Raw genomic sequence first — 17,941 nt, forward strand, 5'->3', positions numbered from 1 at the left:
GTGTCTTTGGCTGCTGCGTCTTTTGCGGCCGTGTCCTGGTTTGCTTCGCTGTCCACCCTTCAACTCTGCCAGCAGCCGCCTGCGCCAGGCTGCACCGCCACGTCCCTTCCCCACGCGTCGTTCAGGATCATGCATTCTTCCTTGACCGTTTCCAGCCGCCTCGTTCGGAGACGGCCAGGCCCAGCAATCCCAGCCGGCCGAGTCCTGCCCGGACGGCGTCCTGACCCAACCCCGCCACGACACCAAGTTTCTCCACGGACGTCGTGGTGCGCAGCGGCAGGGCATCCAACAACACCAGGTCCTCCAGTGTGAGGCCGTCATGCTCGGATGCGGCCGCTTCCTTCTCACCTGCCAGTTCCTCGCCGCTTCCGCCGGCCAGTTCGGCAATCTCACCGACGTCGGTGACGCACACGGCGCCGCCTTCACGCAGGAGCCGGTGGCATCCTGCCGAATTGGCGCTGTGGATCGACCCCGGTACGGCAGCCACCACCCGGCCGATGGATTCAGCGTGATGGGCCGTGTTGAGTGCACCGGAACGCCATCGTGCTTCGACGATCACCGTGACGGCGGCCAGTGCAGCGATCAGCCGGTTTCGTTGCAGGAAGCGGTACCGGGTGGGAGCTGAGCCCGGTGGGACCTCCGCGATGACCGCTCCCTGGTTGGCGACGGCACGGAGGAGCTCCTCGTTTCCGGAGGGATAGTAGCGGTCCACTCCCCCGGCCATGACGGCGATGGTGGGAACATCGCTGCTGCCGCCCGCCAGCGCGCCCCGGTGTGCGTGGGCATCAATGCCGTAGGCGCCGCCGGATACCACCGTGTAGCCGCGTTGGCCGAGCCCGTAGGCGAATTCACCGGCGATGGCTCCGCCGTATCCGGTGCTATCCCGGGAACCGACAAGGGCAACGGTGCGCCGGCCGGGCGGAAATTCGAGCTCGTGCCCACGCCACCACAGGCACAGCGGCTCATGGAGTCCGAGGTCGGCCAGCTGTGCCGGCCAGAGCGCGTCTCCCGGGATGATGAGCCGCCCGCCGAGGCGCTGCATCGTGGCCAGGTCGCGCTCCGGCGCAAGGTCCCGGACGCGGGGCATCCAGCGTTTCAGGGAGGCTGGAAGGCCCGGCCATGACGCACGACCGCCGTCAAGCAGCAGAGCCGTCATTTCCTGCTCAAGGGCCGGGCCGGCCGTAAGCTGGCCCGTGGCGATCCGAAGGGCGTCCGAGGCTCCCGCGAGGCGCACGAGGGCCAGTCCGGCGGCATCCTGCGGTTCCATGAGCCGGGAAAGGGCTGCCCGGGCGATGCGTTCGTCTTTCGACGCCGAGGGTTGGGGGCCCGTCAGGCTGGGCGTGGCGTTCGTGGTCATCGATGTTCCTTTCATGCGGCTGCCACCGCCTGCCGCAAGCCCAGTGCCTGCCCGATGTCGTCAAGGCCGGGCCGGTCACGGTGTCCGAGGTCGGCCAGTGTCCAGGCCAAGCGCAGGACACGGTCGTAGCCCCGCGCGGTAAGCGCTCCCCGTTCGAGGGAGCTGTCCAGGATGCGGGTGGTCGCCGGAGGCAGCTTCAGCACACCCCTTAACAGGCGGCCCGGGACCTGGGAGTTGGTCTCCAGTCCGAAACTTCCGAGCCGCTCCTGCTGGCGGAACCTGGCGGCCGCCACACGCCTGGCCACGGTTGCGGAATCCTCTTCTCCGCCGGCCTGGCCGAAATCCGCCAGGGAGACCCTCTCCACCTGAAGCTGGATGTCGACGCGGTCCAGGAGCGGACCGGACATCCTTCCGAAGTAGCGCCGCCGCATAACCGCTGTGCACGTGCAATCCACGCCTTTCCCGCTGGCCTTGCCACACGGACAGGGGTTCGCTGCAAGGACCAGCTGGAACCGGGCGGGATAGGCGGCGGTGCCCGCCGAGCGGTGGATCACGAGCTCACCGCTTTCCAGGGGCTGGCGCAGGGCATCCAGGACGCGGCGTTCGTATTCCGGGGCCTCGTCCAGGAACAAGACGCCCCTATGCGCACGGGACGCGGCGCCGGGCCGTGGGAGGCCGGAACCCCCGCCGATGATTGCCGCGGCGGTTGCGCTGTGGTGCGGGTTCTCGAACGGGGGCCTGCGCAGCAGCGAGATCTTTTCGATGTGCACGGCCGAAAGCGAATGGATCGCGGTGACCTCCATGGATTCCTTGTCCCCGAGGTCCGGAAGCAGTCCGGGAAGCCGTTCGGCGAGCATTGTCTTCCCCGCGCCGGGGGGTCCGCTCAGGAGCACGTGGTGGGCGCCCGCTGCGGCGACTTCAAGTGCGCGGCGTGCGTCGCCCTGCCCGGAGACATCGCAGAGGTCAGGCGCGGCGGACGGGAGGGTGCCGCCGTCGGGGTCTTCTTCCTCCATGGGGTCGTAGTCGAGCGCAAGGTCCTGCGGGTCCGCGCCGAAGTCGAAGGCGAGCCGGGCAAGGGTTTTGTATCCGCGGACCCGGGCACCGGGTACGAGCATGGCCTCGGCGGCGTTGGCCTGGGCCACCACGACGTCCGGGTGCCCGGCCTGTACCGCCGCCATCACGGCGGGCAGGATGCCGCGGACCGGGCGCAGCCGGCCGTCAAGGCCAAGCTCGGCGATGAACACAGTGCCTTCAGTGGAGCGGATGTCCCCGGCGGCGCCCAGCACCGCCACGCAGATGGCGAGGTCGAAACCGGAGCCGCGTTTTGGCAGCGACGCCGGGATGAGGTTGGCAGTGATCTTGCGCCGGCTCAGCGGAATGCCGGAGTTTTGCGCGGCCGAGCGGATCCGTTCCCGGGCTTCGTTCAGGGCGGCGTCCGGCAGGCCCAGGATGAGGAAGTTCGGCAAAGTCTGTCCGATGTCCGCCTCGACCTCCACGATGTAGCCGTTGAGGCCCAGCAGCGCCACGCAGTAGCTCCGTGCGACGCCCATGTCAGCCCACGCCCTTGAGGTGTTCAAGGCTCGGCGACCCGATGCCGTCGTCGATCACGGCGACGACGTCCACGCGGCGGCCCGAGGCACGCAGCTCGTGGGCACGGCACCACGATGAGGCCAGGCGCTGCAGGCGGGCAAGTTTCGCCGCGCCGACGGCTTCGAAGGGATGCCCGTAGTCCAGGCTGCGGCGCGTCTTCACCTCCGCGATCACCAGGGTGTCGCCGTCCAGGGCAACGATGTCGATCTCGCCCGAGGGGCACCGCCAGTTGCGGTCGATGATCCGCATCCCGAGGGTCTCCAGGAACCCGGCAGCAAGGGCCTCGCCCTGCCTGCCGAGGATGTCTTTCTCTTTCATGTCCACCTCCGCTACCAGCGTGCGGGCACGCCGGAAGCGGGAACAGCAGGAAAAAGGGCTATGTGGGAAACCCGACGGAAATGCGGTTGTGGAGGAGAAGCCGGGACACTGGAAGCATCCGGCTACCGCACGGCGTCAGTTGCCGAGGTCGCCGAGATCGCCGTCCTTCGGCAAGGAGAGTTCGTTCCGGGGAAGTTCCTCGACGTTGACGTCCTTGAAGGTGATGACGCGGACATTCTTCACGAACCGCGCGGAACGGTAGACATCCCAGACCCAGGCGTCCTGGAGGGTCAGGTCGAAGTAGACCTCGCCGTCGGCGCTGCGGGCCTGCAGATCGACGTGATTGGCAAGGTAGAAACGCCGTTCGGTCTCGACAACGTAGCTGAACAAACCGACCACATCGCGGTACTCGCGGTAGAGCTGGAGCTCCATGTCGGTTTCGTAGTTCTCAAGATCTTCGGCACTCATAGATCCATCTTGCACCATCGCACCGGTGTCGACAGCCAGCGGCGTTCCGACGCGGGCAGCCTGCCGCCCTAGAGGAGGTTCCAGCTGCTCCGGTGGTAGCTGCTCGGGCCCGCGGCCCGCAGGGCTTCGCGGTGGGCCGTGGTGCCATAGCCCTTGTTTTCATTCCACGCGAAGCCCGGGAATTCGCTGTGCAGGTCCAGCATCATCCGATCCCTCGCCACCTTGGCAAGGACACTGGCGGCCGCAACGCTGAGGCAGGACATGTCCGCCTTCACCCGGGTGTGCACGGGGGCGTCACACTCGGTCACGCCGGGGTCGGCTGCTGCCTCCGTATCGAACAGGGAAACCTGCGCGGGCGGTGAGAGCCAGTCGTGGCTGCCGTCAAGAAGGACCACGTCGGGCCGCGTTCCGGCGGCCAGGAGCTCGCTCCAGGCCCTGTTGCCGGCAAGCCTGAGGGCAGCGATGATGCCGAGGCCGTCGATTTCCGCTGCGCTGGCATGCCCGACGGCAGCGGCGACCGCCCAGCCCCGCACCAGCGGTTCGAGCCGTTCGCGGTCTTCGGCCTTGAGCAGCTTGGAGTCGCGTACGCCGTCAAGCAGGCTTTGCTCCTGGAGATCGACGACGGCGATCCCCACCGAGACGGGCCCGGCGAACGCACCGCGGCCCACTTCATCGACGCCGGCGAGCAGCCGGACTCCCGGCGCGAGGAAGCTCCGTTCAATGTCCAGCGTCGGGGCGGCGGAAGCCTTCGTCGCAGCGGCCGCCGCGGCACCCCGCGGGCTTGCCTTGCGCGCGGTCGACTTGACCGCAGTGGTCTTTGGCGCCGTCGTCTTGCGAGCGGTGGACTTCGCCACGCCCGCCTTGGCCCCCGTAGCCCGGCTGCTCATTTGCCCGTGGGCGCGGTGTTGGAGCTGCTGTCCTCGGGGGACGGCGCCGGAACGCTGCGGAAGACTTCGGAGTGGTTGTCCAGGACCTGCCAGCGGCCTACGGGCCAGGCGATCACGGCCGCCTTGCCTTCGACGTCGGGCAGGTTGATGAAGCCGCCGTTCATTTCGCGGTGTTCGCGGGAGTCCGCCGAATTGTTGCGGTTATCGCCCATGACCCAGATTTTCCCAGCCGGGACGACCACATCAAAGGGGTTGGCACTCGGCGGCTCGGCAGGGTTGAGGTAGTCCTCGTTCAGGACGGTGCCGTTGACGCTGACCCGGGCTTGGGAGTCGCAGCAGACCACATGGTCGCCGGGCAGGCCGATGACGCGCTTGACGAGGTGCTGTTCCGTTTCGTCCGGGAGCAGTCCCACGAAGGCGAGGCCGTCCTGCAGCCATTTGAAGGGCCCCGGGTCTTCCTTCGGCGTGGCCGGGAGCCAGCCCTGGGTGTCCTTGAACACCACGATGTCACCCCGCTGGAGGGCGAAGGGCTCCGGTACCAGCAGGTTCACGAAGATCCGGTCGTCCTTCTCCAGGGTGGCCACCATGGATTCGGACGGGATGAAGAACGCCTTGAACAGGAAGGTCTTGATGAGGAATGACAGCACGATGGCGATCCCGACGACCGTGCCGATCTCCTTGAGCCAGAGCAGGAACTGATTGCCCTTCTTGCCGTCCTCGTCCGGCGTCTCGGCTTCCTGTTCGGGATTCTCCGGCATCTACTGTCCGTTCTTCGAAGTTGTTGCGACCAATGCTGGCCTTGGCAGTTCTGCCAATCTATCAAGTGGCCAGATGATCCGGACCGGCCTGCCGATCACCCGGTCCACGGGAACCAGTCCGCCGCCGGGAGCGCCCAGCAGGCTGCGGGAATCCGCGGAGCGTGAGCGGTGGTCGCCCATGAGCCAAAGGCGGCCTTCCGGGACCACGACGTCGAACTGCTGCGCGCTCGGCGCGTCGCCCGGATAGAGGTAGGATTCCGCAACTGCCTGACCGTTGACTGTGAGCCTGCCGTCCGTGCCGCAGCAGCGCACATGGTCCCCCGGGACGCCGATGACCCGCTTCACATAGGTTGTGTCGCTGCCGGTCAGGCCCAGCCAGTGTCCGACGCCGGCCGCGGCGTCTGCCAGCGGGCCCTTGCCGCTGCTGAGCGGAGCGAAAGTCCCCCTGCCGTCGAAGACCACGATGTCGCCGCGGCGGATGGGTTCGGCACTGAAATCCGTGCGGGAGACAAGGATGCGGTCCCCGGTGCCGAGGAGCGGTTCCATCGATTCCGAGGGGATGAAGTAGACGTCGATCCAGAGGGAGCGGACCAGGCCGCTGATGGCCACAGCCAGGACCACTCCGAGCAAAACAAAACGCCAGCCCTGTTTCCGGGGCTGGCGTTCTGCGTGGTCCATGGTTCGTATCCCTGTTGCGTTGCGGATTTCTCCGGCGCAGGCCGGGACGGATCGCAGGACCCGCTGCGTAAGTCGGAAGACTTACTTGTTGAAGTCGCGCTTTTCCTTGATCTTCGCAGCCTTACCGCGCAGTTCGCGCATGTAGTAGAGCTTGGCGCGGCGGACGTCACCCTTGGTGACAACCTCGATCTTTTCGATGATCGGGGAGTGCACCGGGAAGGTACGCTCAACACCGACACCGAAGGAGACCTTGCGGACCGTGAAGGTTTCGCGAACGCCGTCACCCTGGCGGCCCAGGACGAAGCCCTGGAACACCTGGACACGGGAGTTCTTGCCTTCGATGATGTTCACGTGCACCTTGAGGGTGTCACCGGCGCGGAACTCGGGAACATCGTTGCGCAGCGAAGCTGCATCTACGCTATCGAGGATATGCATTAATCCACTCCTGGTGGACGCCACAGGTCATCCACTTTGGGTCACGGCGGCCAAGCCCGGAACAGTCCGGAAATTGCCGTCGAAGTTCAAAAGAACGGCCCCACCACTGATCGGGGGTGCCGCGTGTCCCGCTGTTGGTTGCGCTCCCCCTGTGGCAGGCGCGGACCCAGCAGACACAAAGAACAATTTTGCCATACCACCCGGCACGCGGCCAATTCCCGCGCGGCTTTTCCGCACGGATGGTTCCGGCCCGGCGTTCCGCGGTCAGGCCCGTGCGTCCCCTTCGGGACCGGTGCGCCGGCGCAGGCGGCCGTCGACGACGTCGTACCCGAGTTCGGCGAAAGCGGTACGGTCCGCACGGTCCAGGCTGCCGGCGTCGAACGCGTCCAAAAGGTCCGGCCTGCGCGCGGCGGTCCGCCGGAACTGTTCGTGGCGGCGCCAGCGCGCAATCTTGCCGTGGTTGCCGCTGAGCAGGATCTCCGGAACTTCGCGCTCACGCCAGTTGGACGGCTTGGTGTAGACGGGGTATTCGAGGAGGCCGTCCGAATGCGATTCCTCGACGAGTGAATCCGGGTTCCCGACGACGCCGGGCAGAAGCCGCCCGATGGCCTCCACCATGGCGAGTACAGCCACCTCGCCGCCGTTGAGCACGTAGTCCCCAAGGCTCATGGGACGGACGGTGAAGTGCTCCGCAGCCCACTCGATGACGCGTTCGTCGATGCCTTCGTAGCGGCCGCAGGCGAACACCAGGTGTTCTTCTTCGGCGAGTTCGTAGGCGGTGGCCTGGGTGAAGCGCTCCCCCGCCGGCGAGGGAACCACCAGCACCGGCCGCCGTTCCCCGGGGGCAGCGGCGGCCACGGATTCGAGCGCCTGGGCCCAGGGTTCGGGCTTCATCACCATCCCGGCACCGCCGCCGTAGGGCGTGTCGTCGACAGTGCGGTGCCTGTCCGTGGTGAAGCTACGGAGGTCGTGGACGTTGAGTTCCAGAATCCCGTCCTGGCGCGCCTTGCCGATGAGCGAGAGCTCAAGCGGGGCCAGGTAGTCCGGGAAGATGCTGACGACGTCGATCCTCACGCGCGGTCCCCGGTGCCGCCGTCGTCGCCACTGTTGGCTTCATCGCTGTTGAGCTCGAACAGGCCGGGCGGCGGAACCAGCAGCACGTAGCCGCCGTCGGGGTTGACCTCGGGAACGATCTCCTCGACGAAGGGCACCAGGATTTCCCTGCCGTCCGCGCCTTCGATTACCAGGAGGTCCTGTGCGGGCAAGGTGTTCAGGGCAGTGACCCGGCCGACCACCTGGCTCCCCACGCGCGCCTCGAGGCCCACCAGTTCGTGCTCGTACCAGCCTTCTTCGTCGTCGTCGTCAAGCTCTTCGGTTTCGACGAACAGCTTGGCGCCGCGGATGACCTCTGCGGCGTTGCGATCGGCAATCTCCTCAAAGCCCAGCAACAGGATGTCCTTGTTCCAGCGGGCACTGCGGACGGTCAGCGGGCCGAGCTTGGCCGGTTCCACGAGGAATTCGGTGCCGGGAACGAATCGGGACTCGGGGGCATCGGTGAGCACCTGCACTGTCACCTCGCCGCGAATTCCGTGGGGCTTGCCGATTCTGGCCACCTGAAGCTGCATGGTTTCCTCTGTTTTTCCTACGCTGTGCCGCGCCTCTGCGGCAAGCGGCCCGAAAAGTCTGATGGGGCGAAAAAAGGAATCCGGCCCCTCCACCATTATCTGGTGGCGGGACCGGATCCAAAGTCCAGCTATTGCTGAGCGCGTCTACCGGCGGCGGTCGGTGTCGACGACGTCGACCCTGACCTGCTCGCCACCGGCCAGAGCCGCGATCACAGTGCGCAGTGCACGTGCGGTGCGTCCCTGGCGGCCGATGACCCGGCCGAGGTCGTCCTGGTGGACACGAACCTCGAGCGATTCACCGCGTCGGTTGTTCCTGGCACTGACCTTGACATCCTCAGGGCTGTCGACAATGCCGCGGACCAGGTGTTCGAGCGCTTCTGCCAGCAATTTACTCGGCCTCGGTGGCTTCTGCCTCGGGAGCCTCGGCTTCCTCAGCGGCCTCTTCCTTCTTGGCCTTCTTGGTGATGGCTTCGGGGATGATCACGGAGCCCTTTTCCGGAGCGACGAAGGCTTCCTTCGGAGCCTTGGTCTTCAGGGTGCCTTCCTGGCCCGGCAGGCCCTTGAACTTCTGCCAGTCACCGGTGATCTTCAGGATGGCGGCAACCTGCTCGGTCGGCTGGGCGCCGACGGACAGCCAGTACTGTGCACGCTCGGAAGCGACCTCGATGTACGAGGGCTCCTCGGTGGGGTGGTACTTGCCGATTTCTTCGATGGCACGGCCATCGCGCTTGGCGCGGGCGTCCATGACAACGATGCGGTAGTACGGTGCGCGCATCTTACCGAAGCGCTTGAGGCGAATCTTAACGGCCACTTTTGTGGTCACTCCTGTTTCTGAAACGAGGGTGAACCCATCGTTCTGCACCCGTGGGGCGGGCCATACTTGAGGGTTCTAAGGACAGGATGCGCGCACGGAGAGAGGGGCCGCACGGATCGAGTACCTGTCCATTGTGCCAGATGGCGGACGGGAATTCGAACTGGACCTCCCAGGGTGTCGCGCACGCCGGAGCCGGGCGAAGGAAACCTTGTGGCCCCGGCGCGGATGCTCAGACAGACCAGACGTAGAGCCCGGCCCGTTCGGACTTTTCGACATCGGCGGCCAGCGCCGCCAGCTGCTGGACGTAGCCGCGGGATTCCTCCGCACCGAAGGGCATGTCCTCCTGCGCGGCCCAGCTTTCTGCGACATCGTCCAGGACGTTGCCCTCGCCTTCACTTTCGTAGCTGAGCAGCTCTGAAAGGGCACGCACCATGGCGGCAGGAACGCCAAGCAGCGCGTCACTGGTGACATCGACCATGGCCAGCTCGTAGTCGGCGCCCGCGGCGTGGACGGCGTGTCCGGCCAGGTCCCCGAGCTGCTCCACTTCGAAATCACTGATGCCGGGGATGCGAACCGCCGCACCGGCCACTTCGCCGCCGCGTTCCAGCGCAGCCGCACGCTTGAGCGCTTCATCGTGGGTGGCAACAAAAATTTCGGCAAAACCCATGGAAACCACTCTCATTCATCCGTTCCAACGCAGCACGGCGGCCCCGAACCAGCGGGGGAATCGCGCCGTCCCGATCAGCGTAACGGACTGGGAGCTAACGGACGGCCACGCGGAGGCGGTTGCGCCACGGATCCTCGAAACGCAACTCCTGTCCGGTGTGGTGCGATTCGATTCCGGCGACCTTGAGGCGGTCCGCCAACGCTCCGACGTCGTCACCGGACGGCACCTCGATCACCACTTCACCCAAGCCCAGGGTGTCGCGGCGCGGGCCGGCTCCGCGGCTGTTCCAGACGTTCATCGCCATGTGGTGGTGGTAGCCGCCGGCAGAGACGAACAGGGCCTGGCCGTGCCATCCCGCAGTCCGCTCGAAGCCGAGGGTGCTGACATAGAAGTCCTGGGCGGTCTGCACATCGCCCACCTGCAGGTGGACATGCCCGACGCCGGCAGCAGCGGCACGCTGGCTGGCCACCGCTTCCTCGTTCAGGTGGTCCTGCAGGTACCGCTGCGGGGCCAGCGGAAGGCTGTCCATGACGACGGTGCTGCCGTTCCACTCCCAGCCTTCACGGGGCTTGTCGTAATAGAGTTCGATGCCGTTGCCCTCGGGGTCGGTGAAGTAGAACGCCTCGCTGACCAGGTGGTCAGCGCTTCCGACGAATGCGCGCGGCTCATATTGCGCGGCGGTCGCAATGGTGGCTGCGAGCGCGGCCCGGTCCTCGAACAGCAGGGCCGTGTGGAAGAGGCCGGCCTCGCGGCGCCCCGGAATCTGCAGGCCGGCGGCCGGGGCCAAGTGCACCAGGGGCTTTCCGAGACGGCCGTAGTAGAGTCCGCCGTCCTGCTCGGCCACAACATCCAGGCCAAGGGCATTCTGGTAGTAGCCGCTCATGAGCTTCATGTCGCCGACCTTGAGCATGACTGTGCCCATGGTCAGTTCGGCAGGAAGCAGGTCCTGATTGGATGCTGCGGTCATTGAAACTCCCGAAAGTGTTGGCGCCGCCGATCGGCGCTTCTACTCTTAATAAATTACTTGAAGCTTCAATTTATTCCAAGGGCTACCTGATGACCCGGCCGCCAAGCACCACGTGCCGCAGCCGCGCGACGGTAGCGAGCGTCCGCCGCGGATCCTCCGCACAGAGTACGACGTCGGCCGGGGCGCCTTCGCCGATCCCTTCGGCTCCCAGCCATCCACGCGCGGACCAGCAGGCGGCGTCGAGGGCCGCTGCCGGGGAAAGCCCGGCACGGTGCAGCTCAAGGATCTCGTCGGCAATGCGGCCGTGCTTGATGACGCTTCCGGCGTCCGTTCCCGCGTAGACCCGGACCCCGGCGTCGAACGCCTCCCCGATCCGTTCGTAGCGGCGCTCCCATAGTTCGAGCATGTGCGTGGCGTAGCGGGGGAACTTGGCTTCGGCTTGCCTCGCGATGTCCGGGAAGGTCGCGATGTTCACCAGCGTGGGGACGATCGGCACATCCTGCTCCACCAGCCGCGGAATGTGCCGGGGCAGCAGCCCGGTGGCGTGCTCGATGCAGTCGATGCCGGCGTCGAGCATGTCGTCGATGGTGTCCTCCGCGAAACAATGGGCCGTCACGCGTGCGCCTTCGTCATGGGCGGCGGCGACGGCGTCCTTGACGACCGCGGCCGGGAAGGAGGGCCCGAGGTCGCCTGCGGAGCGGTCGATCCAATCCCCCACCAGCTTCACCCAGCCGTCCCCCGCGCGGGCCTGCTTCCTGGCCTCCTCCACGAGCTGTTCCGGTTCGATTTCCACTCCCAGTCCGCGCAGGTAGCGGCGGCTGCGGGCGATGTGCCGGCCGGAGCGGATGATCCGGGGCACGCCCGGGCTCCCCTGCAGCCAGCGGGTGTCCGCGGGAACGCCGGCGTCGCGTACCAGAAGCGTGCCGGCGTCGCGGTCGGCCGCGGCCTGGGCCCGGGCGGTGTCCTCGTCCACCGCGCCGCCGGGTCCCAGGCCGATGTGGCAGTGGGCGTCCACGAAACCCGGCAGCACCCAGCCGTCCAGGACGAGTTGCGGCTGCCGTTCCGGCCTCGTGAAGGTGAGCCGGCCGTCCACGGACCACAATCCGCGGCGATCCTCCGCGGGCCCGCACAGCACGGTCCCGCTGAATTCGATGATGCCGGCTCCGGCGTCAACGCTCATTGCTGAAGCTCCCTTTCCATTGCAATCCTGCAGCCGCCGTCGAGGTCTGCGAGCGCCGCCGCAAGGAGGGCGCCGGCGGCGCCTTCAATGCCCGGCAGGGAGGCGTAGCCGGACGCCAGGCGGCCCTGATCTGGTGCACGCCGCCACAGTAACATCCAGGCTTTTCGGTCCCCGCACCCGGGGCTGTGGTAGCTTCGTCTACGACCACACGGGGGCCCATGCATGGGCTGAGATCAGGCTGGCGCAGCCTGCGACCGTCGAACCTGTCCGGGTAATGCCGGCGAAGGAAGTGAGTAATCCTTTGAGTACCTCAGATGCACAGCACAGCCCTGCCCAGAACGGTTCCGCCGAGGTGACGCAGTCGCTGAAATCGCATTCCCTGGCCTACATCGAGGACGCCGGTTCCGGCATCCGCGTGCCAGTCACGGAGATTGCGCTGGAGCCCTCCCCCAACGGCGAGGCGAACGCGCCGCTGCAGGTCTACCGCACTGCCGGCCCGGGCAGCGATCCGGTGGTCGGGCTGGAGCCGTTCCGTGCTGCCTGGATCGAGGGGCGCGGCGACACCGAGACCTACAGCGGCCGCGAACGGAACCTGCTCGACGACGGCAAGTCGGCGCTGCGCCGGGGTGCAGCCTCCGCTGAATGGAAGGGAGCCCAGCCGGTACCGCGCCGCGCCGTCGAGGGCAAGACGGTGACCCAGATGCATTACGCGAAGCAGGGCATCATCACCCCGGAGATGCGCTTCGTGGCGCTGCGCGAGAACTGCGATGTGGAACTGGTCCGCAGCGAGGTGGCGGCAGGGCGTGCCATCATCCCCAACAACATCAACCACCCCGAGTCCGAACCGATGATCATCGGCAAGGCCTTCCTGGTAAAGATCAACGCCAACATCGGCAACTCGGCCGTGACCAGTTCGATCGCCGAAGAGGTCGACAAGCTGCAGTGGGCCACCCAGTGGGGCGCGGACACCGTCATGGACCTCTCCACCGGCGATGACATCCACACCACCCGCGAGTGGATCATCCGCAACTCCCCCGTTCCGATCGGCACCGTTCCGATCTACCAGGCGCTGGAGAAGGTCAACGGCGAGGCCAACAAGCTGACCTGGGAGATTTTCCGCGACACGGTGATCGAACAGTGCGAGCAGGGCGTGGACTACATGACCATCCACGCCGGCGTGCTGCTGCGCTACGTGCCGCTGACCGCCAACCGCGTGACGGGCATCGTTTCGCGCGGCGGTTCCATCATGGCCGGCTGGTGCCTGGCGCACCACGAGGAGAACTTCCTCTACACGCACTTCGATGAGCTGTGCGAGATCTTCGCCAAGTACGACGTCGCGTTCTCCCTGGGCGACGGCCTGCGTCCCGGCGCGACGGCGGATGCCAACGACGCTGCCCAGTTCGCCGAGCTGGACACCCTGGCCGAGCTGACGCAGCGTGCGTGGGAGTACGACGTCCAGGTGATGGTCGAGGGGCCCGGCCACGTGCCGTTCCACCTGGTCCGCGAAAACGTGGAACGCCAGCAGGAACTCTGCAAGGGCGCGCCGTTCTACACCCTTGGCCCGCTGGTCACGGACGTCGCCCCCGGCTACGACCACATCACCTCGGCCATCGGCGCCACGGAAATCGCCCGCTACGGCACGGCCATGCTCTGCTACGTCACCCCGAAGGAGCACCTGGGCCTGCCGAACAAGGACGACGTGAAGACCGGCGTGATCACCTACAAGATCGCCGCGCACGCCGCAGACCTGGCCAAGGGGCACCCCGGAGCCAACGAACGCGACGACGCGCTGTCCAAGGCGCGCTTCGAGTTCCGCTGGCGCGACCAGTTCGCGCTGTCCCTGGACCCGGTCACGGCCGAGACGTTCCACGACGAAACGCTTCCCGCGGAACCGGCAAAGACCGCGCACTTCTGCTCCATGTGCGGGCCGAAGTTCTGCTCCATGCGCATCAGCCAGGACATCCGCGATGAGTACGGCTCCGCGGATGCCCAGGCGGCGATCGCGGAAATGTACGCCGGCATGCGTGAAAAGAGCGAGGAGTTCCTCGCGGCCGGCGGAAAGGTCTATCTCCCCGAGCTGACCCTGCCGGAAGCCTCGGGGCGCCGCGGCTGACCGACCTTAGGCCGGGTGCCTGCGGGATGCCTGCGCCCGGCCGGATTCCGCGATGAAGGAGCGGATGATCCGGTCTCCTTCGGGCGAATCTTGGGGCCGGTGTCCTCCTGCCGCAACGCGGTGGAGGGCACCGGTTTCGCGCAGGTAGGCGGCGATCTCCTCGTAGAGGGGTTCCCAGCCACCCGTGAGCACCAGGGTGGGAACGCCCGGAACGATATGCAGCGGCGCTTCCCACGGCGGGGCCTGCAGCCTCAGCCGCCGTGCGGCTCGGCGCGGATCCTCGGTCGACGCCGGCCCGGCCACGGGCGAGGCTGTGCGGCGCCGGAACTCCTTCAGGTATTCCTCGTCGCCCAGCCGGTGCCGGGCCTCGAACAGAGGCTCCATCAGGGTCCGGTACGCCATGGTGGCGGGAAGTTCCGCGGTCAGGGACAGGCAGGCCGGTTCCACCAGGACCAGGGAGCGCACCAGTTCCGGATGCTCGACGGCGACCAGCATCGCCGGGATGGCGCCCAGGGAGTGCGCCACGAGGTGTCCGCCGGGCGTGCCCCCGGCTTCCAGGGCAGCAAGGATGATTGCGACGTCGGCGGCGACAGACGGCTCCACGGGCTCCGCCACCGGATCGAAGCCGTGGCGCCGCAGGAAGAGGGCGTCATACTGCAAGGCCATGCCGTGCTGCTTCGGCCACGCGGCGGCTCCGAATGAGCCGCCGCCGTGGACGAAGACAACACGTTGCTTTTCCATTGCTCCAGCCTAGTTTGCGAGGAACCCCAGCCGAGCGAAGCGAGGTTGGGGAGCAAGCTGGGCGCTACGCTGACACCCTGCCGGACCGGCGGCGCCGCGGCCCACCTACCGGCTTACTTGCCGAGGAACTTGTCGAAGCCCTTGGGCAGGTTCAGTTGCGAGGGATCGAAGTCGGCCGCCCCCTGGCCGAATGCGGCACCGCTCGGCGCGGAAGCAGCAGCCTTGCGCTTGGCCTCGGCATCCCGCAGCTCCTGCGCCGCCTTGGCCGGGTTGCCGGAGCGTGCCTTCTTCTTGGGTGCGCTCTTGGCGCCCTTGCGTGCCCCGGCACCACCCATGCCCGGCATCCCCGGCATTCCGGGCATGCCGCCGCCCTGGGCGAGCTTCTTCATCATCTTCTGCGCCTGGGCGAAACGCTCCAGCAGGCCGTTGACCTCCGAGACGTGCACACCGGAGCCACGGGCGATGCGGGCACGGCGGGAACCGTTGATGATCTTCGGCGCCACGCGCTCGTGCGGGGTCATGGAACGCACGATCGCTTCGACCCGGTCGATCTCGCGCTCGTCGAACTGCTCAAGTTGCTGGCGGATGTTCTGCGCACCCGGCATCATCATGAGCATCTTCTTCATGGAGCCCATCTTGCGGATCTGCTGCATCTGGGCCAGGAAGTCATCCAGGGTGAAGTCTTCCTGGTCGGCGAACTTCTTCGCCATCCGGGCGGCTTCGTCCTTGTCCCAGTTCTTCTCCGCCTGCTCGATCAGGCTGAGGACGTCGCCCATGTCCAGGATGCGCGAGGCCATGCGGTCCGGGTGGAACAGCTCGAAGTCGTCCAGGCCTTCGCCGGTGGAAGCGAACATGACGGGCTTGCCGGTCACGGAGGACACCGACAGAGCGGCACCGCCGCGGGCATCGCCGTCGAGCTTGGACAGCACGATGCCGGTGAAGTTGACGCCCTCGTCGAAAGCGTGCGCGGTGTTGACCGCGTCCTGGCCGATCATCGCGTCGATGACGAAGAGGACTTCGTTCGGGATGATCGCCTGGCGGATCCGGCGCGCCTGGTCCATCATTTCGGCGTCGACGCCGAGCCGGCCGGCGGTGTCCACGATCACGACGTCGTGCAGCTTCTGACGGGCTTCGTCGACGCCGGCCTTCGCGACGGCGACCGGGTCACCGGTGGGAGTCTCAAGGTCGGAGGTGGTTCCCGGGTGGGGGGCGAAGACCGGTACGCCGGCGCGGCTGCCCACTACCTGGAGCTGGGTGACGGCGTTGGGCCGCTGGAGGTCGCAGGCCACCAGGATGGGGCTGTGGCCCTGGGACTTCATCCACTTGGCAAGCTTGCCGGCGAGGGTCGTCTTTCCGGCACCTTGGAGGCCGGCGAGCATGATGATGGTGGGGCCGGTCTTGGCCAGCCGGATACGGCGGGTCTCGCCACCGAGGATCTCGACGAGTTCCTCGTTGACGATCTTCACGATCTGCTGGCTCGGGTTCAGCGCGGCCGAAACCTCGGCGCCGAGGGCACGTTCGCGGATGCGTCCGGCGAATTCACGGACCACGGGAACAGCAACATCCGCGTCCAGCAGGGCGCGGCGGATCTCCCGGACTGTGGCATCGACGTCGGCCTCGGAGAGGCGGCCCTTGCCACGGAGATTCTTGAAGGTTGCTGTCAACCGGTCAGAGAGTGAATTGAACACGCGACGTGCACTTCTTTCAATGGTCTACGGATGGCGGCCGGAACGGCGCGCCTGCATCATTGCCGATCATTGTCCCGGACAACACTGATTCAACGCGGCTGCGGGACCCGACTATCTAGGGTACCAAGTTGCACCTCCAAGATGGCATGCTGGCACAGTGACCAGCGAAAACACTGTGAAAACACTGCTCATCCTTGGCGCTTCGGGGGACCTCACGGGCCGGCTGCTGCTTCCGGGACTGGCGCGGCTGGTGGCATCAGGCCGGGCCACGGGCCTGAAGCTCGTGGGTGCGGGCTCCGATGACTGGACCGCGGCACAGTGGAGCAGACGTGTCCAGGACTCCTTCGCCGAGGCCGCAAAGTCCGCCGCCGAAGCAGGCAAAGCCGCCCTCGCCGCGATGGAAAGGGACACCGCCTACCACGGCCTCGACGTCACGGCCGACGGGAGCCTTGCCGGGCTGATAAGCGGGCTGGAGGCACCCGTTGCCGTGTACTTCGCCCTCCCGCCGCAGGTCAGCCAGAAGGCCTGCGAAATCCTGGATCCGTCGCAGCTCCCGCCCGGCACCCGACTCGTCCTGGAAAAGCCCTTCGGCTCGGGCACCGACTCCGCGCAAGCCCTGAACCGGACACTGGCAGCCCTGGTACCGGAAGACCACATCCACCGCGTAGACCACTTCCTGGGCAAGGCCACGGTGCTGAACATCCTGGGCCTGCGCTTCGCCAACCGTTTCCTGGAACCGGTGTGGAACCGCGAGCACATCGAGAAGGTCGAGATCATCTTCGACGAGGACCTTGCCCTGGAAGGCCGTGCCCGTTACTACGACGGCGCCGGCGCCCTGCGTGACATGATCCAGAGCCATCTCCTGCACATCATGGCCCTGCTCGCCATCGATGCCCCGGCTACCATCGGCGAGCGCGACCTGCGCGATGCGATCTCCACGGTCCTGCGCGCCAGCAACATCACCGCACCGTACAAGAAGTCGACGCGCCGGGCCCGTTACAGCGCCGGGATGATCGGGGGCCGCGATGTCCCTGACTACACCGCCGAGGAGGGCGTGGATCCGTCCCGGGACACGGAAACCCTCGCGGAAGTGGAGGTGGGCATCGACAACTGGCGCTGGAAGGGCGTTCCGTTCATCCTGCGCTCGGGCAAGGCCCTGGGCCTGAAGCGCAAGGAAGCGGTGGTCACCTTCCGCCCCGTGCCGCACCTGCCGAAGGGCTTCGAAGGGGTGGACGCCCCCAACCAGCTGCGGATCGGTTTCGGCCCGGACACGCTGAAGCTCGACGTCGACGTCAACGGCCCCGGGGACGTCTTCAGCCTCGACCGTGCCACGCTCCTGGCCGAGCTCAACGCCTCCGAACTGCTTCCCTACGGTGAAGTCCTCGAAGGAGTCATCAGCGGCGATCCCCTGCTGTCGGTGCGCGGCGACACCGCCGAACAGTGCTGGCGGATCGTGGAACCGGTCCTCGCCGCCTGGGCCAGGGATTCCGTCCCGATGGAGAAGTACGACGCCGGCAGCGCCGGTCCCGCCGGCTGGCCCACCGCCGTCGAGGGCTGAGGCCCGCAGCATCCAGCAGCAGCCGGACGCAGAAGAACGGGCCGGGTACCTTGTCGGTACCCGGCCCGTTCCTTGCCTCCGGCGGATGGCCCGCTGA

The 17,941-nt window shown here is 67.0% G+C and carries 19 protein-coding genes and 1 riboswitch; of the genes, 2 read left to right on the forward strand and 17 right to left on the reverse strand.

The genetic code is table 11. The features are described 5' to 3' along the window. Positions 1–127: 127 nt before the first annotated feature. From dprA to ACN9M4_RS11975, 15 genes are all read right to left on the reverse strand, one after another. Positions 128–1,357 (reverse strand): DNA-processing protein DprA, encoded by a 1,230-nt coding sequence (gene dprA, locus ACN9M4_RS11905; RefSeq protein ID WP_426298115.1) that lies wholly within the window; start codon positions 1,355–1,357, stop codon positions 128–130. 11 nt (positions 1,358–1,368) lie between these two features. Continuing rightward, positions 1,369–2,907: a YifB family Mg chelatase-like AAA ATPase gene (locus tag ACN9M4_RS11910; RefSeq protein ID WP_426298117.1), complete on the reverse strand. Its 1,539-nt coding sequence runs from the start codon at positions 2,905–2,907 to the stop codon at positions 1,369–1,371. 1 nt (position 2,908) lies between these two features. Further along, positions 2,909–3,265 (reverse strand): YraN family protein, encoded by a 357-nt coding sequence (locus ACN9M4_RS11915; protein WP_426298119.1) that lies wholly within the window; start codon positions 3,263–3,265, stop codon positions 2,909–2,911. Positions 3,266–3,400: 135 nt separating this feature from the next. Then, positions 3,401–3,733 (reverse strand): DUF2469 domain-containing protein, encoded by a 333-nt coding sequence (locus ACN9M4_RS11920; protein ID WP_115788744.1) that lies wholly within the window; start codon positions 3,731–3,733, stop codon positions 3,401–3,403. A gap of 68 nt (positions 3,734–3,801) precedes the next feature. Beyond that, the gene (locus ACN9M4_RS11925; protein WP_426298121.1) at positions 3,802–4,620 is read right to left on the reverse strand and encodes a ribonuclease HII; all 819 of its coding nucleotides are present in this window, start codon (positions 4,618–4,620) and stop codon (positions 3,802–3,804) included. Continuing rightward, the gene (gene lepB / locus ACN9M4_RS11930; RefSeq protein ID WP_426298123.1) at positions 4,617–5,378 is read right to left on the reverse strand and encodes a signal peptidase I; all 762 of its coding nucleotides are present in this window, start codon (positions 5,376–5,378) and stop codon (positions 4,617–4,619) included. The genes ACN9M4_RS11925 and lepB (ACN9M4_RS11930) overlap by 4 nt, the downstream gene beginning before the upstream one ends. After that, the gene (gene lepB, locus ACN9M4_RS11935) at positions 5,379–6,056 is read right to left on the reverse strand and encodes a signal peptidase I (protein WP_426298125.1); all 678 of its coding nucleotides are present in this window, start codon (positions 6,054–6,056) and stop codon (positions 5,379–5,381) included. 81 nt (positions 6,057–6,137) lie between these two features. Continuing rightward, entirely contained in the window at positions 6,138–6,491 is a 354-nt protein-coding gene (gene rplS / locus ACN9M4_RS11940) for a 50S ribosomal protein L19 (RefSeq protein WP_115788748.1), read from the reverse strand. A gap of 264 nt (positions 6,492–6,755) precedes the next feature. Then, on the reverse strand, positions 6,756–7,565 hold the full coding sequence (trmD, locus tag ACN9M4_RS11945; RefSeq protein WP_426298128.1) for a tRNA (guanosine(37)-N1)-methyltransferase TrmD: 810 nt from the start codon (positions 7,563–7,565) through the stop codon (positions 6,756–6,758). After that, positions 7,562–8,116 carry a ribosome maturation factor RimM gene (gene rimM, locus ACN9M4_RS11950; RefSeq protein ID WP_426298130.1) on the reverse strand — a complete coding sequence of 185 codons (555 nt, stop codon included), beginning with the start codon at positions 8,114–8,116 and terminating at the stop codon, positions 7,562–7,564. Before rimM ends, trmD begins: the two co-directional genes overlap by 4 nt. A 144-nt stretch (positions 8,117–8,260) precedes the next feature. Then, entirely contained in the window at positions 8,261–8,503 is a 243-nt protein-coding gene (locus ACN9M4_RS11955) for an RNA-binding protein (protein ID WP_070347547.1), read from the reverse strand. Position 8,504: 1 nt separating this feature from the next. Continuing rightward, entirely contained in the window at positions 8,505–8,927 is a 423-nt protein-coding gene (rpsP, locus tag ACN9M4_RS11960) for a 30S ribosomal protein S16 (RefSeq protein ID WP_115788751.1), read from the reverse strand. 232 nt (positions 8,928–9,159) lie between these two features. After that, positions 9,160–9,597, reverse strand: a complete 438-nt coding sequence (locus ACN9M4_RS11965; RefSeq protein WP_426298133.1) for a hypothetical protein — start codon at positions 9,595–9,597, stop codon at positions 9,160–9,162. 94 nt (positions 9,598–9,691) lie between these two features. After that, on the reverse strand, positions 9,692–10,564 hold the full coding sequence (locus tag ACN9M4_RS11970) for a VOC family protein (protein ID WP_426298135.1): 873 nt from the start codon (positions 10,562–10,564) through the stop codon (positions 9,692–9,694). Positions 10,565–10,646: 82 nt separating this feature from the next. After that, positions 10,647–11,744, reverse strand: a complete 1,098-nt coding sequence (locus tag ACN9M4_RS11975) for an amidohydrolase family protein (protein ID WP_426298137.1) — start codon at positions 11,742–11,744, stop codon at positions 10,647–10,649. A gap of 198 nt (positions 11,745–11,942) precedes the next feature. Next, a riboswitch (TPP riboswitch) is annotated at positions 11,943–12,050 on the forward strand. Between ACN9M4_RS11975 and thiC the strand changes: the two genes are divergently transcribed. Continuing rightward, positions 12,019–13,857: a phosphomethylpyrimidine synthase ThiC gene (gene thiC / locus ACN9M4_RS11980; protein WP_426298139.1), complete on the forward strand. Its 1,839-nt coding sequence runs from the start codon at positions 12,019–12,021 to the stop codon at positions 13,855–13,857. (Overlaps the previous riboswitch by 32 nt.) A gap of 6 nt (positions 13,858–13,863) precedes the next feature. Here thiC and ACN9M4_RS11985 read toward each other — a convergent pair whose 3' ends face one another. Then, positions 13,864–14,598 (reverse strand): alpha/beta fold hydrolase, encoded by a 735-nt coding sequence (locus ACN9M4_RS11985; RefSeq protein ID WP_426298141.1) that lies wholly within the window; start codon positions 14,596–14,598, stop codon positions 13,864–13,866. 113 nt (positions 14,599–14,711) lie between these two features. Then, entirely contained in the window at positions 14,712–16,286 is a 1,575-nt protein-coding gene (gene ffh / locus ACN9M4_RS11990; RefSeq protein WP_426298143.1) for a signal recognition particle protein, read from the reverse strand. A 157-nt stretch (positions 16,287–16,443) separates the two neighbouring features. On the opposite strand from ffh, the gene ACN9M4_RS11995 reads away from it, so the two are divergent. Then, positions 16,444–17,844 carry a glucose-6-phosphate dehydrogenase gene (locus ACN9M4_RS11995; protein WP_426298146.1) on the forward strand — a complete coding sequence of 467 codons (1,401 nt, stop codon included), beginning with the start codon at positions 16,444–16,446 and terminating at the stop codon, positions 17,842–17,844. Positions 17,845–17,941 lie beyond the last annotated feature (97 nt).

It is taken from the genome of Arthrobacter sp. R-11 (assembly GCF_049913155.1).
Taxonomy (GTDB): domain Bacteria; phylum Actinomycetota; class Actinomycetes; order Actinomycetales; family Micrococcaceae; genus Arthrobacter.

Bases quoted from the DNA above. Each gene is read 5' to 3' on its own strand.
- lepB (WP_426298125.1), bottom strand. From the start codon at position 6,056: ATGGACCACGCAGAACGCCAGCCCCGGAAACAGGGCTGGCGTTTTGTT.
- rplS (WP_115788748.1), bottom strand. From the start codon at position 6,491: ATGCATATCCTCGATAGCGTAGATGCAGCTTCGCTGCGCAACGATGTT.
- lepB (WP_426298123.1), bottom strand. From the start codon at position 5,378: ATGCCGGAGAATCCCGAACAGGAAGCCGAGACGCCGGACGAGGACGGC.
- ACN9M4_RS11970 (WP_426298135.1), bottom strand. From the start codon at position 10,564: ATGACCGCAGCATCCAATCAGGACCTGCTTCCTGCCGAACTGACCATG.
- ACN9M4_RS11925 (WP_426298121.1), bottom strand. From the start codon at position 4,620: ATGAGCAGCCGGGCTACGGGGGCCAAGGCGGGCGTGGCGAAGTCCACC.
- ACN9M4_RS11965 (WP_426298133.1), bottom strand. From the start codon at position 9,597: ATGGGTTTTGCCGAAATTTTTGTTGCCACCCACGATGAAGCGCTCAAG.
- dprA (WP_426298115.1), bottom strand. From the start codon at position 1,357: ATGACCACGAACGCCACGCCCAGCCTGACGGGCCCCCAACCCTCGGCG.
- ACN9M4_RS11985 (WP_426298141.1), bottom strand. From the start codon at position 14,598: ATGGAAAAGCAACGTGTTGTCTTCGTCCACGGCGGCGGCTCATTCGGA.
- thiC (WP_426298139.1), top strand. From the start codon at position 12,019: ATGCCGGCGAAGGAAGTGAGTAATCCTTTGAGTACCTCAGATGCACAG.
- rimM (WP_426298130.1), bottom strand. From the start codon at position 8,116: ATGCAGCTTCAGGTGGCCAGAATCGGCAAGCCCCACGGAATTCGCGGC.
- ACN9M4_RS11920 (WP_115788744.1), bottom strand. From the start codon at position 3,733: ATGAGTGCCGAAGATCTTGAGAACTACGAAACCGACATGGAGCTCCAG.
- ACN9M4_RS11975 (WP_426298137.1), bottom strand. From the start codon at position 11,744: ATGAGCGTTGACGCCGGAGCCGGCATCATCGAATTCAGCGGGACCGTG.
- ACN9M4_RS11910 (WP_426298117.1), bottom strand. From the start codon at position 2,907: ATGGGCGTCGCACGGAGCTACTGCGTGGCGCTGCTGGGCCTCAACGGC.
- ACN9M4_RS11915 (WP_426298119.1), bottom strand. From the start codon at position 3,265: ATGAAAGAGAAAGACATCCTCGGCAGGCAGGGCGAGGCCCTTGCTGCC.